Source organism: Alkaliphilus metalliredigens QYMF, assembly GCF_000016985.1.
In the GTDB taxonomy this organism is placed as follows: Bacteria; Bacillota; Clostridia; order Peptostreptococcales; family Natronincolaceae; genus Alkaliphilus_A; species Alkaliphilus_A metalliredigens.
The window spans coordinates 2,811,655-2,825,143 of sequence record NC_009633.1; the positions used below are offsets into that span (position 1 = coordinate 2,811,655).

At 35.8% G+C, this 13,489-nt stretch carries 17 protein-coding genes; 3 read left to right on the forward strand and 14 right to left on the reverse strand.

Annotated features, from left to right (window positions below):
- Positions 1 to 43: 43 nt before the first annotated feature.
- From pyrR to AMET_RS25835, 13 genes are all read right to left on the reverse strand, one after another.
- Complete coding sequence (gene pyrR, locus AMET_RS13805) at positions 44 to 592, reverse strand: bifunctional pyr operon transcriptional regulator/uracil phosphoribosyltransferase PyrR (protein WP_012063916.1); 549 nt, start codon at positions 590 to 592, stop codon at positions 44 to 46.
- A 25-nt stretch (positions 593 to 617) separates the two neighbouring features.
- Complete coding sequence (locus AMET_RS13810; protein ID WP_012063917.1) at positions 618 to 1,550, reverse strand: RluA family pseudouridine synthase; 933 nt, start codon at positions 1,548 to 1,550, stop codon at positions 618 to 620.
- 14 nt (positions 1,551 to 1,564) lie between these two features.
- On the reverse strand, positions 1,565 to 2,008 hold the full coding sequence (gene lspA, locus AMET_RS13815; protein WP_012063918.1) for a signal peptidase II: 444 nt from the start codon (positions 2,006 to 2,008) through the stop codon (positions 1,565 to 1,567).
- A gap of 226 nt (positions 2,009 to 2,234) precedes the next feature.
- Positions 2,235 to 2,909 carry a TraR/DksA C4-type zinc finger protein gene (locus AMET_RS13820; protein WP_012063919.1) on the reverse strand — a complete coding sequence of 225 codons (675 nt, stop codon included), beginning with the start codon at positions 2,907 to 2,909 and terminating at the stop codon, positions 2,235 to 2,237.
- Positions 2,910 to 3,185: 276 nt separating this feature from the next.
- On the reverse strand, positions 3,186 to 3,881 hold the full coding sequence (locus AMET_RS13825; RefSeq protein ID WP_012063920.1) for a 5'-methylthioadenosine/adenosylhomocysteine nucleosidase: 696 nt from the start codon (positions 3,879 to 3,881) through the stop codon (positions 3,186 to 3,188).
- 163 nt (positions 3,882 to 4,044) lie between these two features.
- Positions 4,045 to 4,506 (reverse strand): DivIVA domain-containing protein, encoded by a 462-nt coding sequence (locus AMET_RS13830; protein WP_012063921.1) that lies wholly within the window; start codon positions 4,504 to 4,506, stop codon positions 4,045 to 4,047.
- Positions 4,507 to 4,520: 14 nt separating this feature from the next.
- Positions 4,521 to 5,309, reverse strand: a complete 789-nt coding sequence (locus AMET_RS13835; protein ID WP_012063922.1) for a YlmH family RNA-binding protein — start codon at positions 5,307 to 5,309, stop codon at positions 4,521 to 4,523.
- 30 nt (positions 5,310 to 5,339) lie between these two features.
- On the reverse strand, positions 5,340 to 5,624 hold the full coding sequence (locus tag AMET_RS13840) for a YggT family protein (RefSeq protein WP_012063923.1): 285 nt from the start codon (positions 5,622 to 5,624) through the stop codon (positions 5,340 to 5,342).
- A 15-nt stretch (positions 5,625 to 5,639) separates the two neighbouring features.
- Positions 5,640 to 6,086 carry a cell division protein SepF gene (locus AMET_RS13845; protein ID WP_012063924.1) on the reverse strand — a complete coding sequence of 149 codons (447 nt, stop codon included), beginning with the start codon at positions 6,084 to 6,086 and terminating at the stop codon, positions 5,640 to 5,642.
- A 10-nt stretch (positions 6,087 to 6,096) separates the two neighbouring features.
- Complete coding sequence (locus AMET_RS13850) at positions 6,097 to 6,792, reverse strand: YggS family pyridoxal phosphate-dependent enzyme (protein WP_012063925.1); 696 nt, start codon at positions 6,790 to 6,792, stop codon at positions 6,097 to 6,099.
- Positions 6,793 to 6,808: 16 nt separating this feature from the next.
- Positions 6,809 to 8,071 (reverse strand): HlyD family efflux transporter periplasmic adaptor subunit, encoded by a 1,263-nt coding sequence (locus tag AMET_RS13855; protein WP_012063926.1) that lies wholly within the window; start codon positions 8,069 to 8,071, stop codon positions 6,809 to 6,811.
- A 214-nt stretch (positions 8,072 to 8,285) separates the two neighbouring features.
- A complete protein-coding gene (locus AMET_RS13860) occupies positions 8,286 to 8,669 on the reverse strand; it encodes a hypothetical protein (protein ID WP_012063927.1) in 384 nt (127 codons plus the stop codon).
- Positions 8,670 to 8,749: 80 nt separating this feature from the next.
- The gene (locus AMET_RS25835; protein WP_012063928.1) at positions 8,750 to 8,917 is read right to left on the reverse strand and encodes a hypothetical protein; all 168 of its coding nucleotides are present in this window, start codon (positions 8,915 to 8,917) and stop codon (positions 8,750 to 8,752) included.
- Between the two features lie 442 nt (positions 8,918 to 9,359).
- Here AMET_RS25835 and AMET_RS13865 point away from each other — a divergent pair, with 442 nt between their 5' ends.
- From AMET_RS13865 to AMET_RS13875, 3 genes are read left to right on the forward strand one after another with little or no spacing between them, the layout of a single operon-like run.
- A complete protein-coding gene (locus tag AMET_RS13865; RefSeq protein ID WP_012063929.1) occupies positions 9,360 to 10,559 on the forward strand; it encodes a quaternary amine ABC transporter ATP-binding protein in 1,200 nt (399 codons plus the stop codon).
- The gene (locus AMET_RS13870) at positions 10,549 to 11,412 is read left to right on the forward strand and encodes an ABC transporter permease (RefSeq protein WP_012063930.1); all 864 of its coding nucleotides are present in this window, start codon (positions 10,549 to 10,551) and stop codon (positions 11,410 to 11,412) included. The genes AMET_RS13865 and AMET_RS13870 overlap by 11 nt, the downstream gene beginning before the upstream one ends.
- Positions 11,413 to 11,421: 9 nt before the next feature.
- Positions 11,422 to 12,291 carry a glycine betaine ABC transporter substrate-binding protein gene (locus tag AMET_RS13875; RefSeq protein WP_012063931.1) on the forward strand — a complete coding sequence of 290 codons (870 nt, stop codon included), beginning with the start codon at positions 11,422 to 11,424 and terminating at the stop codon, positions 12,289 to 12,291.
- 116 nt (positions 12,292 to 12,407) lie between these two features.
- Here the strand turns inward: AMET_RS13875 and AMET_RS13880 are convergent, their stop codons facing one another.
- Positions 12,408 to 13,412, reverse strand: a complete 1,005-nt coding sequence (locus AMET_RS13880) for a hypothetical protein (protein WP_012063932.1) — start codon at positions 13,410 to 13,412, stop codon at positions 12,408 to 12,410.
- Between the last annotated feature and the right edge of the window lie 77 nt (positions 13,413 to 13,489).

Sequence of the window (13,489 nt, forward strand, 5' to 3'; positions counted from 1 at the left end):
TTTTTCATTCTTTTAACCTGAAAACGTAGTATAGATGCTTCTCCTATACTACGTTTTTTGATCCTTCTAACATGACAGAGTCCTTTTTATCAATTTCCATAAGGCTCACTCTTACAATCTCTTCCTTTGATGTTGGTACATTTTTCCCTACATAATCAGCTCTAATGGGTAGCTCCCGATGCCCCCGATCGATTAGTACTGCCAATTGAACCATTTTAGGCCTCCCTAGATCAACCAATGCATCCAAGGCGGCTCGTGCAGTTCGCCCTGTGTACAATACATCATCTACTAAAATAACAATCTTATCGTTAATTTCTGAATCGATGGATGATCCATGGACAATCGGATCGTTTTCATCCTTTGTTAAATCATCTCGATAAAGAGTAATGTCTAGCATTCCAACAGGGACTATTTCCCCCTCTATTTGATCAATCCGTTGGGCCAATCGTTTTGCCAAGGGAACTCCCCTTGTTCTGATACCCACTAATATGATATCCTTAGCCCCTTTATTTTTTTCAATAATTTCATGAGCAATCCTCGTTAAGGCTCTTTTGATCCCCTGATCGTCTAATAAAAACACTTCTTTTCCCACCTTTATCACGGCTCCCCTCTCTTGATTAATTTTTACCTTTAAATCTGTTTTCCTCTAAAACACGCAATAACTTTTCAAAGTAAGTAGGTAATGCTGCATTAAATTCCATATATGTCTTTTTCGTAGGATGTATAAATCCCAAAGTTTTTGCATGTAATACCTGTCCCTTTAAATTAAACTTACTTTTTTTATGACCATATACGAAATCTCCTAGCAATGGATGTCCGATGTACCCAAGATGCACTCGAATTTGATGGGTTCTCCCGGTTTCTAATTGTGCCTCCATATATGTATGATCACCAAATCGATTGAGTACTTGGATATGGGTAACGGCATTTCTACCCCCTGCCAACACAGCCATTTTCAGACGATCTGTTTGGTGTCTAGCAATGGGTGCATTAATTGTGGCTCGTTCCTCTTTTATGGTCCCTACAGAAATCCCATGATATTTTCTCGTGGTGCTATGATCTTTCAACTGTTCCGATAAGAATTGATGAGCATGATTGTTTTTTGCCACCATCAATAAACCAGAGGTATCCTTATCGATTCGATGGACAATTCCAGGACGAATAATACCGTTAATTGATGAGAGTTTTCCTTTACAGTGATAAAGCAGTGCATTCACCATGGTATTCTCATAATTTCCTGGAGCAGGATGAACAACCATATCCTGAGGCTTGTTTACCACAAGTAAATCATCGTCTTCATAGACAATATCCAAAGGAATGTTCTGGGCAGTCACCTCTAGTTCCTTTGCCTCTGGTAATGAAACCACAATCACCTGGCCCACTTTGACAATGTATCTATTTTTTTCAGGACGTCCATCCACAGTGACACCATTATCCTTAATGACCTTCTGAATATAACTTCTACTCAAATCATCATATTGCTCAGCAATATAAATGTCTAACCTTACACCTTCATCTTCTTCTAAAACACAAAAATGTTGTATTTCCAAGGGCTACATCTCCTTTAATCAAAATAATCACTCTTTAAAATAACATAAGATACCAAAATTGCACCAAATACAACTGACATATCAGCAATATTAAAAACAGGGAAAATTCGAAAATCGAAAAAATCCACTACATAACCAAGACGTAAGCGATCTGTTAGATTTCCAATTGCACCTGCAATGATCAAGCTAAATCCTAGCTTCATTGGTTTTGGTAAGTCTTTATTTTTATACAGATAAAATAACATGCCTACTACAATACTTAAAGTCATGATAACAAAAAAAACTTTTTGGTTTTGCAAGATACCAAAGGCTGCTCCGCGGTTTTCAACATAAGTTAGATGAAAAAAATTAGAAATAATAGGTAAACTTCCAATTTCCATTAAGCGCCTGATTGCCATAAGTTTTGTCATTTGGTCTAGCACCAAAATGATCATCCCTATCCATAAATAACCCATCATCCATCCCCCTTCTGACTATTCAAGGAAGTTTTATTTCATATGATTCTTAATGTCATCATAAAATACTTCCTCTTTTATACTCTGTTTTGTTATCTAACGTAAATAATTATACCACAAAACCATGAATTCCAATAGGCTACAAAGGATAATTCCTTTTGAATATTCTTGAATTTCAACAGTTCCCTTCTTAATAAAAAGAAAAAAAGATACAAAAGTATCTTTTTTCCTATCTATCCTTTTCATCCTTTGTCTTTTCTTTAACTAGATCTACATCTGATAGTTGGTTTAGATACTCCTCTTCAGTTATTTGATCCAATTCACCTACAATTCCTTCTGGCTCCTCATCAAAGACCCCCAGATGATCTCCTGTGCTAAAGGATGGATCATTCTTCACCTCATTAAATTTTGCCACTGCTTGATATGCATCTTCTTCATCAAATCCTGTAAATTCGTTGTAATCACGATGACTGGTCCTAAAGGAGGGAGACATGAGTTTCTCTTCTACAGGACGATTATGCTGGATGATCTCTATGGGTATTTTATCCATGGCACAGACCATACAAATATTAGCCTCTGGCATCACTTCCAATCGTTCATCTGGAATACCCTGTCCACAAAGCTGGCATTCACCATATGTACCCTCTTGTATTTTTTCCAGTGCGCGATCGATTTCTGTCACTCGATAGCGTTCATGATTTTCTAAATTTGCTTGCATACTCATCATAAACATCTCTGATCCTAAATCCGCGGGATGATTATCATAGGCAGATAGTTCTCCTGTATTTTCTCTCATGGATTCATCATCACCCTGATTCGCTTCCATTCTTGTTAATGTCTCTAAAGCATTATTCTTCTCTTCATGTAATCTTCTCTTAAAGTATCCCTGTTTTTTCGGGTCCATTATTTCAATCCTCCTTGGCACTATAATCGATAATTTTCAATAATGTCGATTAGCTCAGTTACCCTCATATTATCCATTTTTCTACCTGAGCTATCTATTTTCTTTTCTAATAATTTATCTTTTTTACTTTACTCATTTTCTAATTCCTCTAGATTATTGTAACCTCATTCATCATTTTTATTTCATCAGATTCTTTTATCTAAAAAACAAATGGACTTGACCGCAGTCAAATCCATTTGCTTTGCAATATATTTTAATTTCATAATTCATTCCTTCTTATAAATGTTTTAGCATACCCTTTACAATCTCTTTTGAATGATCCGCAGCAATTTGAACAAATTCGTTAAAGTTATTATGGGCTGAACCATCAGCTTTGTCTGACATTGCACGGATAACAACAAATGGGATATCATTGACATAGCATGTGTGCCCAATGGCAGCGCCTTCCATTTCAGTACAATAGGCCTTAAAAACATCCTTCAACTTTGCTTTTAGCTCACTGCTACCAACAAAGATATCCCCAGAAACTATTTTTCCCTTCAATACTTTTTGCTTACTCAAAACTTGCTGGGCTGATTCGAAGGCTTTGTCCACCAATACTTTATCTGCAAGAAAAATTGAGCGTTCCATTCGAGGAATTTCTCCTATTGCATATCCAAATCCAGTCACATCAAAATCATGTTGTTGTACCTCAGTTGAAATGACCACATCTAAAACATCTAATGTTTCATGGATTCCTCCAGCAACTCCTGTATTAATGAGGATTTTAGCACCAAGTTGTCCAATTAAAATTTGTGCACAAATGGCGGCATTTACCTTTCCAATTCCACACCTAACTAATACAACTTCTTTGTTAACCAAAGTGCCAATATAGAATTTCATATCTCCAATTGTTTCAGTTCTTTTAATTTCCATCTCATTCTTCAAAGCATCTACTTCTTCATCCATTGCTCCTATAATTCCAATTCTCACTATTAAGCCTCCTTCTTATTGTACCCGTTTTTTCTACTCATAAAAAATTCGTCTAATGCGGCCACATCGACTTATCGCCCTAACAAAACATTTCGATTTGCATGTTTACTGTTTTAGTTCTTAAAAAAAGTCTCGTCCATTTTTAGAGGAACGAGACGTTTATTTATTCCTTATCTTCTAGTTCTTCACATAAATCTACAACAATGTCAAGCTGGGATTGAAGTAACGCTTTATATCGGTTTTTAAATATTTGCACTTGCCTTTTCATATCTTCATATTCTTTGCTTACTACATCAACCTGTTTATTGGCTTGATAAAGCAGTTCTTTTCCTTTATTCTCAGCCTCTTGTATCATTATTTGAGCACTTTTTTGTCCACTTTGTCTAACTTGCTCTGCTGTACTTTGTGCCACCACTAAAGTGTTTTTTAATGTTTCTTCTATATTTTTGTACTGCTCTAGTTGTGTGTGAGCCTTTTCGGTCTCATCCTTCAATTCACTATTTTCTTTATATAGCTTTTCATAATCTACCATAAGTTCATCTAAAAATTCATCAACTTGATCTTCTTTGTAACCACGCATTCCTTTTTTAAACTCTTTATTTTGTATGTCTAAAGGTGTTAACATACTTGCCCTCCTCATTAAATCAATTTATGTAGCTTGATAGAAGTTCTTCCAGATCTTGTTGTGCCCTCGATGTTTTCCACGATCATTCTACCTTTACCCCTTATGGAAATGAGATCACCACAACTTACCTCATTCGATGGTTTGTCTATGACTTCCCAGTTCACGCTACAACGTTGTTTTTGGATCAAAACATGAGCCTCTGATCTAGAGAGTTTAAACCCCGCGCTTACAATGGCATCTAATCTAAGAGAAGCTACATTCAAACGTATTTCTTTATATACTTTATCAGGTGCTTTGATTTCCTCTAGTTCTATCTCTCTTACTTTAACTGACATGTTTCCTACTTTTACTAAATTTAAAAGGACATAATCTCTTAGCTCTGTAGTGATCACGACTTGGCAAATGTCATCTTGTAGTAAAATATCACCTATTTTTTCTCTTTTAATCCCTAAACCAAGGATGGCTCCTAAAAAATCCCTATGCATTAATTGATTAAATCGTGTGCTCGACTGGATTTCAATAGCCGCGATAGGACTCTCTATATCTGAAGGATCCAAGTACGCTTGAAAAATAACTAATGTTTTTCTTTCCGCATCTTCATGTCCACCGATTGCAAAAAAACAAATTTCCTCAAAAGTATTCAATATTGCCAACATATGCTTAATTTCATAGGGCGTCAAAAAGTTCGTATACTTCACTTCATGTTTTCGCATGACCATTTCTACCTTGTCCAATAGCTTCACTGCAACAAGCTTCAGTTTCTCATCCTGTATATGTTCTATATATTGATCTCTATTTAACAAATCACACACACCTTTTATAGATAAAGTAATCTAACCCATTATAAAAACTAATCTAACTAATGCTGAATTGATAATATTAATTAAAAATATTGCTAAAATCGGAGAAAAGTCTAACATGCCACTGTATCCAAAAACATTGTAAATCAGATGTCTTACGGGTACTAAAATAGGCTCTGTAACGCTATTTACTAATCTCACAAAAGTACTATGAGGATTTGGATTAATCCATGTGAAAAGGACACGTATTAGAATTAATATGTTCATAATCCTAGCTAAATAATCTAATGCCTCAACAATTACTGCATTTGCAAACAAAATCTATCGCCTCCTTTATTTTTGCCAGGGAAATACACCCTTATTTTTTAGTTCTTCTTTAATATTGCCAGATATATCTACATTATTAGGTGCCAATATAAAAATTCCAGAAGCAACCTTTTGAATGTTCCCATCCAGTGCATAGATTGCACCATTTAAAAAGTCAAAAAACTTCTTTGCTAAATCAGGTTCAATGTTTTCTAAATTAATAATAACTGGTTTTCTATTTTTAAGGTTATCCACAATACCAGGAGCTTCTTCAAAGGAGCTAGGCTCAAAAATCACGACCTTCATTTGTGTTGTGGTATGAATGTTTAATATTTTATTCTTTTTACTAGTACTTGATATTGGAATCATTTCATCATCCATGCCATCTGCTTCTTCAAGCATATCCTCATTATCATCTTCAAATGCATCTAACCCAATAAAATATTTTACTTTATCTATAAATTTAGCTGACATGATACCCCTCCTATTTCCCGTAATTTCTTTCTCCCAGAATAGCTGTCCCTACTCGAACAAGATTTGACCCTTCTTCAATGGCAATTTGAAAATCATTAGTCATACCCATGGATAAATACTTCATCGTTGCAGTAGGCCCATATTTTTTTTCTAAAGTACTGGATAAAATCTTTAAATCTCTAAAATACATTCTCGTCTCCTCTGGATTGTCAACATAAGGTGCCATTGTCATCAATCCCACGATTTGAACATGAGATAAATCTTTTATCTTTTCTAGTAACCCTTCAGTTGCTTTAGGTGTGAGTCCATATTTTGATTCTTCTCCAGAAATATTAACTTGGATTAAACATTCAATAACCCGATTAATTTTCCCCGCCTGCTTTTCAATTTCTAAGGCTAAAGCGTAAGAATCCAAAGAATGAATGAAATCTACTTTATCAATAATATATTTTACTTTATTTCGTTGCAAATGTCCAATCATATGCCACTTCACTTTGTTTCCTAAAGCTTCATATTTCCGAGTGAGCTCCTGTACTTTATTCTCTCCCATATCACGGACACCCAGATCTATCAGTTGCTGCATGACATCAATATCCACAGTTTTTGTCACTGCAATCAATCTTACTTCTTCATGTTTTTGTTCTCCACGTACAGCAGCTTCTTTGATACGATCCAATGTTGTATTTAATCTAGCTTCTATGGACAAACCACTTCCTCCTCAATTATCTTATTCGGTCTCCATCGGAGACCCTTCTAGCATTTTCAATAATCTCATCATATAAATTAACGGTACGAACCGTAACAGGCTCCTCATTATCCTCCGTAACTCTAAAACTCCCATCATGTATCAGCGCATACTCACTATTTTGGGTTCGCATTTCAATAGGTATAAACCGCGCAAATCCATTGACATCCACTCTATATACGCCTATTTTCCCCTCCTGTTCCACGACAGCTTCGTGAGGTACAACTGCGCCCTCATAACTATTTTTTATAATGTCAAAATCTAATCGTCGATGATGATAAAAACCAGGCATATGTTCTGTCAAATCCAAAATAAGAATTGTACTTTCTTCCTCTTCAATCACACTTCGAACCTGGGCTCTATATTCCCTCTCCTGCCCTTGAGGTTTAACTCTTACAGTTCTACCTTCATCGAAGCCTAGCTGTTCATCCTTCCTCAAAATTGTTACTATGCTCCACTGATGGTCCGTAATTAATCGGATACCTCTCTCCTCAACCTCATGATTTGTTTCAAATAATTCAACGTTATCAACTGATATTTCATTTATGGATTTTAAGGTTAGGACAGATTCTAAACCATCACTTCCCATTCCAATAACCCCTGGCTCATCACTAATAATCACTTGAACAGCTCTATTAATTTCACTCAAAAGATTTTGTCTCTGTTCTGTCAGTTCCGTTAAATCCTGGCCTTCAAAGTGTCCTTGTCCCATAATCGAATCCTTTTTATTAATATAACCCTGCAATTGTTCTCTATATTCTTCTAGCTGATTATATCTTTTTAATTGAATATCACCTTGAATTTTATTCATCACAGCTTCAATTTGATCATCTAATTTTTCAATATCTCGTTGAAATATCCCCGCTTCATGTTCAATATTCTCCATGCTTTCAATTTTCAAATCAACAGATTCAAGACTTTGATGTGCTTTCTCATCTAAGTCTTGTAACCTTACTTCAGCAATCCTCTGTCCAGCAGCCACCCGTTCACCGTCATTGACATAATACTTGATTTCACCTTCACTCAAAGTACCAAGGTGCTTCTCAGCCCTTACAATCAACCCATTAGTCGAGACAATTTCTTGGATTTTCCCATGCTGAATCGTATAGGTTTCACTACTTGAAATGAATGAAAATGATCCCATGCGAGATATAAAATATAAAAAGATGATGAACAGTACGATTATTTTACCTAAGTAGTTTCTCCATGTTTTTCTTTTTTTTCTCTTTTTATGCTGCAAAAACATCACCTTCTATTATTATTCACTATATAATAATTCTCCATTCTCTTGGAAAGTCCTTCATAATCATACTAACTATTTTTAATTATTTTGGCCCAGGAACCTCATTTTAACAAGTTGAGAGACGCAAAAAACTCTATCTTCCAATCGTATAATTGAGATAGAGCTCTGAGTCTATGATTTTATCCAAATTTAGGTTTTAGGTGGTCTAACACTAAAACGTATTAAAAAATTTTCCATAACGACTAATTACTTTCAGCTTCTTAATCAACTTGATGTTTAGAAACTCTACTTCTTCTCCACTGAGCAACAGTATAATGGTATTTTCCTTTTTATTTGCACCAAGTACAGTACCAGAGAGTTTATTAGAATTATCTAAGCTTACTTTAATTTCGTCACCAGCCATAATTTCTATTGCACCAAGCATAAAATGTCGAATGTCTACTTTGTCCAAAATTTTAGGCTCTATATTTTTATTTTCAATATAGACAACGTTGTTTTTTAAATAATACTTTTCTTTTAGTACTGTAAATACGTAGCCTACAAAACAAATAACAAACAGAGACACAAGCACAGGAACCACATTATTTAGCGTCATGACGAATCACATCCTTTATAAAATAAGACTTATTTAGACGGAGTCATTAGTAATGCACCGAAGATAAAGTTAAGTAATGCTCAAAATTCAACTAATAGCATTATTAAGCCATACAAGCATCCTATAATAAATGAAAACTCAATAATATACTTAAAAATATCATATAATGCCTGTTGTTTCAAGTACTCTTCCTCATATTTAATTTCTAATACACTGGTTTTGTAAGGTTGCTCCTCTTGATTTTCCATCAAACTCCCCCATCCATGCTCTCGATATTTATATTTTACTTTTTTGATCTCATGACATCATTCTCATTTATATAAATCATTATATTAAATAATTCTTAGAATATACCTTACAAAGAATTTCCAATTGTACCATAGAAATATAATAAGTTTATATTTCTCTATTTGCAATAGGTTAAGCGATGTAGTCCATCCATTTTTTCACAGTTTCATTTGCGGTTTTTTAGAGTTCATGTTATGATTTTTATTAAATGATTCCTTTGAATAACCGTATGTTGTTTTTCCATGTTGTTTTATCCCCCTCAATTAACCCAGAATTTACGTATAATCTACCATGTCATCTATTAATAATCAAATAATTGTATCAATTCTTTCTTCCCCATATGACAGTACTTAGAGTTGTGAAGTTATTAAAAATTTCAAAAGTGAAAAGAGGTCTGAGAAAATGGCAAAAATTCAAGTCGAGAATCTAATCAAGATTTTCGGTAATCGCCCCGAAAAGGCACTTCAACTATTAAATGAAGGTGTTTCAAAGGACGAAATTCTAAAGAAAACCAAGCATGCTGTCGGGATAGCTGGCGTAAGTTTTCATGTCAACGAAGGAGAAGTCTTTGTAGTCATGGGCTTATCTGGTAGTGGTAAGTCGACATTAATTCGTTGTCTTAACAGGTTAATTGAGACTACCTCTGGCCAGGTCTATTTGGACGGCGAAGACATTGTCAAGATGAATAATGATGAACTGCGAGAAGTGCGTCGTAGTAAGCTTGGCATGGTATTTCAAAAATTTGCATTGTTTCCCCATAAAACAGTACTTGAAAACGTAGAGTATGGCTTAGAGATTCAAGGTGTTAATGAGAAGGACCGAAAATCTAAAGCTGTGGATGCATTAAAGTTAGTGGGTCTAGATGGCTGGGGTGACAATTTACCAACTCAGCTTAGTGGCGGAATGCAACAACGTGTTGGACTAGCCAGAGCCTTAGCAATTGACCCCGATATTTTACTGATGGATGAGGCTTTTAGCGCATTAGATCCTTTAATCCGTAAGGAAATGCAAGACGAACTACTGGAGCTTCAGAGTAAGATGAACAAAACAATCATCTTTATTACACACGATTTAGATGAAGCATTAAAAATTGGTGACCGCATTGCGCTGATGAAGGATGGTTTAATTGTTCAAATTGGTACCCCTGAAGATATTCTGAAGAACCCAGCCAACGATTACGTTGCTCGTTTCGTCGAAGATGTTGATATGACTAAAGTCCTATCGGCTAAGGATGTCATGATTAAAGCAGTTACGCTAGATGACACTAAGGATGGTCCAAGGGTAGCCCTGCGTAAAATGAAAACAGAAAAGATCTCTGGTCTTTTTTTAACAGATAAAAAACGCACATTGAAGGGGTATCTTTCAGCTGATGACGTATCCAGTGCAGTCAAAAAAGATCAGACAAACTTTGAAGGATTAATTCAAACTGATATTATAACAGTATCGCCGGATACCATGCTAGTGGAACTATTCCCTCTTATTGCCGATGCAAAAATACCCGTAGCAGTGGTGGATGAAGAAAATAAACTCAAGGGTATTATCATTAGAGGAACTGTGTTAGCAGCACTGGCCAGAGGGGAGGATGAATTCAATGATCAGTAATAATCTACTTACTATGTGGCAACAGAAGCTGCCAATTGGCGATGTAATTGAGTCTTTCATTGATTTTCTTACTACTAATTTTAGATTTGTTTTTCGACAAATTTCCGAACGATTAGATTGGGCATTAACCTTTTTTGAGGAAGATATACTGCTTCGTGTTCCTCCACTTCTTTTAATCCTACTAATCGCATTATTAGCTTGGCGGGTAGCCAGCAAAGGTGTCGGTATTTTTTCATTCCTAGGATTGCTTTTAGTCTATAACCTCGGCCTTTGGGTTCCGACTATGTCTACACTGTCAATGGTGTTAACTTCTACAGTAATCTCTATTATGCTAGGCATTCCAATCGGTATTTTAATTGCTAAAAACCAGATTATGAATCGCATTATCATGCCCATCATGGATCTGATGCAGACAATGCCAGCCTTTGTTTATTTAATTCCAGCAGTCTCCTTTTTTAGAATGGGAAAAGTTCCTGGTATATTTGCCACTGTTATTTTTTCCATCGCACCTTGTATCAGACTCACCAATCTTGGAATTCGTCAAGTTCCCGAGGAATTAATCGAGGCTGCTGATGCCTTTGGCTCAACAGGTGCACAAAAATTAATGAAAGTTCAATTCCCCTTAGCCTTATCTACCATTATGGCTGGGGTTAATCAAACCATTATGCTTTCCCTATCTATGGTTGTTATTTCGGCAATGATTGGCGCGGGAGGACTTGGCCGAGAAGTATGGCATGGCATCCAACGTCTTCAGGTTGGGTCAGCCTTCGAAGCTGGAATTGCCGTTGTTATTTTAGCCATGATATTGGATAGAATTACCCAAAGTATTGCAATAAAAAATAAAAAAAATTAGGAGTGAGCAATGATGAAAATGAAAACTTTATTAACTTTATTATTAGTTGGAGTCTTAGTATTAGCAGTAGGATGCCAACCTGCAGATGAGACCCCTGGTGAGGCAGCTGAAGAAATGGGAAGCGTTACACTAGGTTATGTTTCATGGGACTCTGAAATCGCCAGTACAAACGTATTAAAAGTTGTTTTAGAAGATTTAGGATATGATGTTGACATGATGGATGTAAGTGCAGCGTTATTATACCAGGGAGTTGCAGAAGGCGATTTTGATCTAACCACTGCAGCTTGGTTACCCACAACTCATGGAGATTATATTAATCAATATGGTGCGGGTTTAGATGATCTTGGTCCAAACTTAAACGGCACAAGAATCGGATTAGTTGTCCCTAGCTTTATGGATATTGATAGCATTGAAGATTTAGCTACCGGAGAATATGCAGGTACACAAATCACAGGAATTGATCCTGGTGCAGGAATTATGCAAGCAACAGAAGCTGCTATAGATGAATATGGGCTAGATTATGAGTTACTAGAGGGTAGCGATGCTGCTATGGCAGCTGCATTAAATGATGCGATTTCTTATGATGAAGAAGTCATCGTTACTGGTTGGACACCTCACTGGAAATTTGCTAGCTATGACTTAAAATACCTAGAAGATCCACTAGGCATTTATGGTTCAGATGAAGACATTCACACATTAGCCCGTGTTGGACTAGAAGATGATATGCCTGAAGTTTATGCAGTGGCAAGCAACTTCCACTGGACTCCTGATGACATGGCTGGCGTAATGGTGGCTATTTCAGAAGGAATGGGCGCTGAAGAAGCGGCACGTCAATGGGTATCAGAAAATCAAGATACTGTTAATGGATGGCTTCAATAATACCAATCATACTAATTTTAATAGCCCTTCCTTATCATAAGGAAGGGCTATTATCTTATTTATATTTCTTCATTATTCATGTTGTTTCTTATTAAATTTCTTAAATGTACCCACTACTACCTAAAGCTATGGTATTCATTCACTGGATGGATCCTTGCAATATAGACACGATCAATCATAATGTTTCCATATGGTTTACCACTAGTATCTAACACATTAAAGTATTCTTCATTATAGCTAATGCCATTAGTCGATCCTTGACTAGACCAATACTTCAACCCAATAATTTGCTCATCTGCCTTAATCCAATTGAGAAAAACTGCTGTATGTCCCGTGTTATTTTCTCGGCTAAAATCAATAAAATCTCCAGGTCGTACCTCATTGAAATTTGAAATTCCCTTGCCAATGCCATATTTTTCAACAGCTATTGCGATATTATGAGTCTGTTTAGACCCTGAAGCCACATACCAGGTTAATACAAAATCGTATAGTTCATCATAATTCATACCGTTGAAGTCATCAGGATCAATAGCTAGTTCGTTATTGCGATTTTGCATAGCCTTAAAGAAGACCTCAAAAGTAATACCCGAACAGTGACTGACTCGATTTCCACTAGGATGTGCCTTTAGCAATACCCTATCTTGATAATGAATTGTCGTTGTGACACCGTTATAACTTTCATAATCCTGATTTAATAAATAAGGATAGCTTCCTCCGCCTCCATGATAGGTTTTGATGACATCTAATACATGTTGATTTAAATTTTCATGTCTTTTTTCTTTTATCTCTTCATTTTGTTCTCTTTTGGAAGCCTGATTTTCATGCTGAACATCATTGCGTTCTTCGGTCATCTCTTTAGCGACCTCAGATTCATTCTCTTGATTAATCAATTCACTATTTGGAAAAACCACTTCCCGATCTATGACATTAAAAGTTTCTATTGGTTCTAAAACCGAAACATGCTGTAGCCCCTCAGTCTTAACTTCCCAAAGCCCTAGGTCACTCAATCCCTCTTTTTTTTCAAAATCAATTATTATGTATGTAGCATATAAAATTATCATTGATAAAATCATTATGATAATGGATTTGTTCTTGTCGAATATTGTGTGGTTTTTTTCCATTACTGAGTTCCTCTCTCACTTCATCTTTTTTATCCTGTGTATAGGTTTCATTATACTAAAGGTGGTTTTTTAATTAT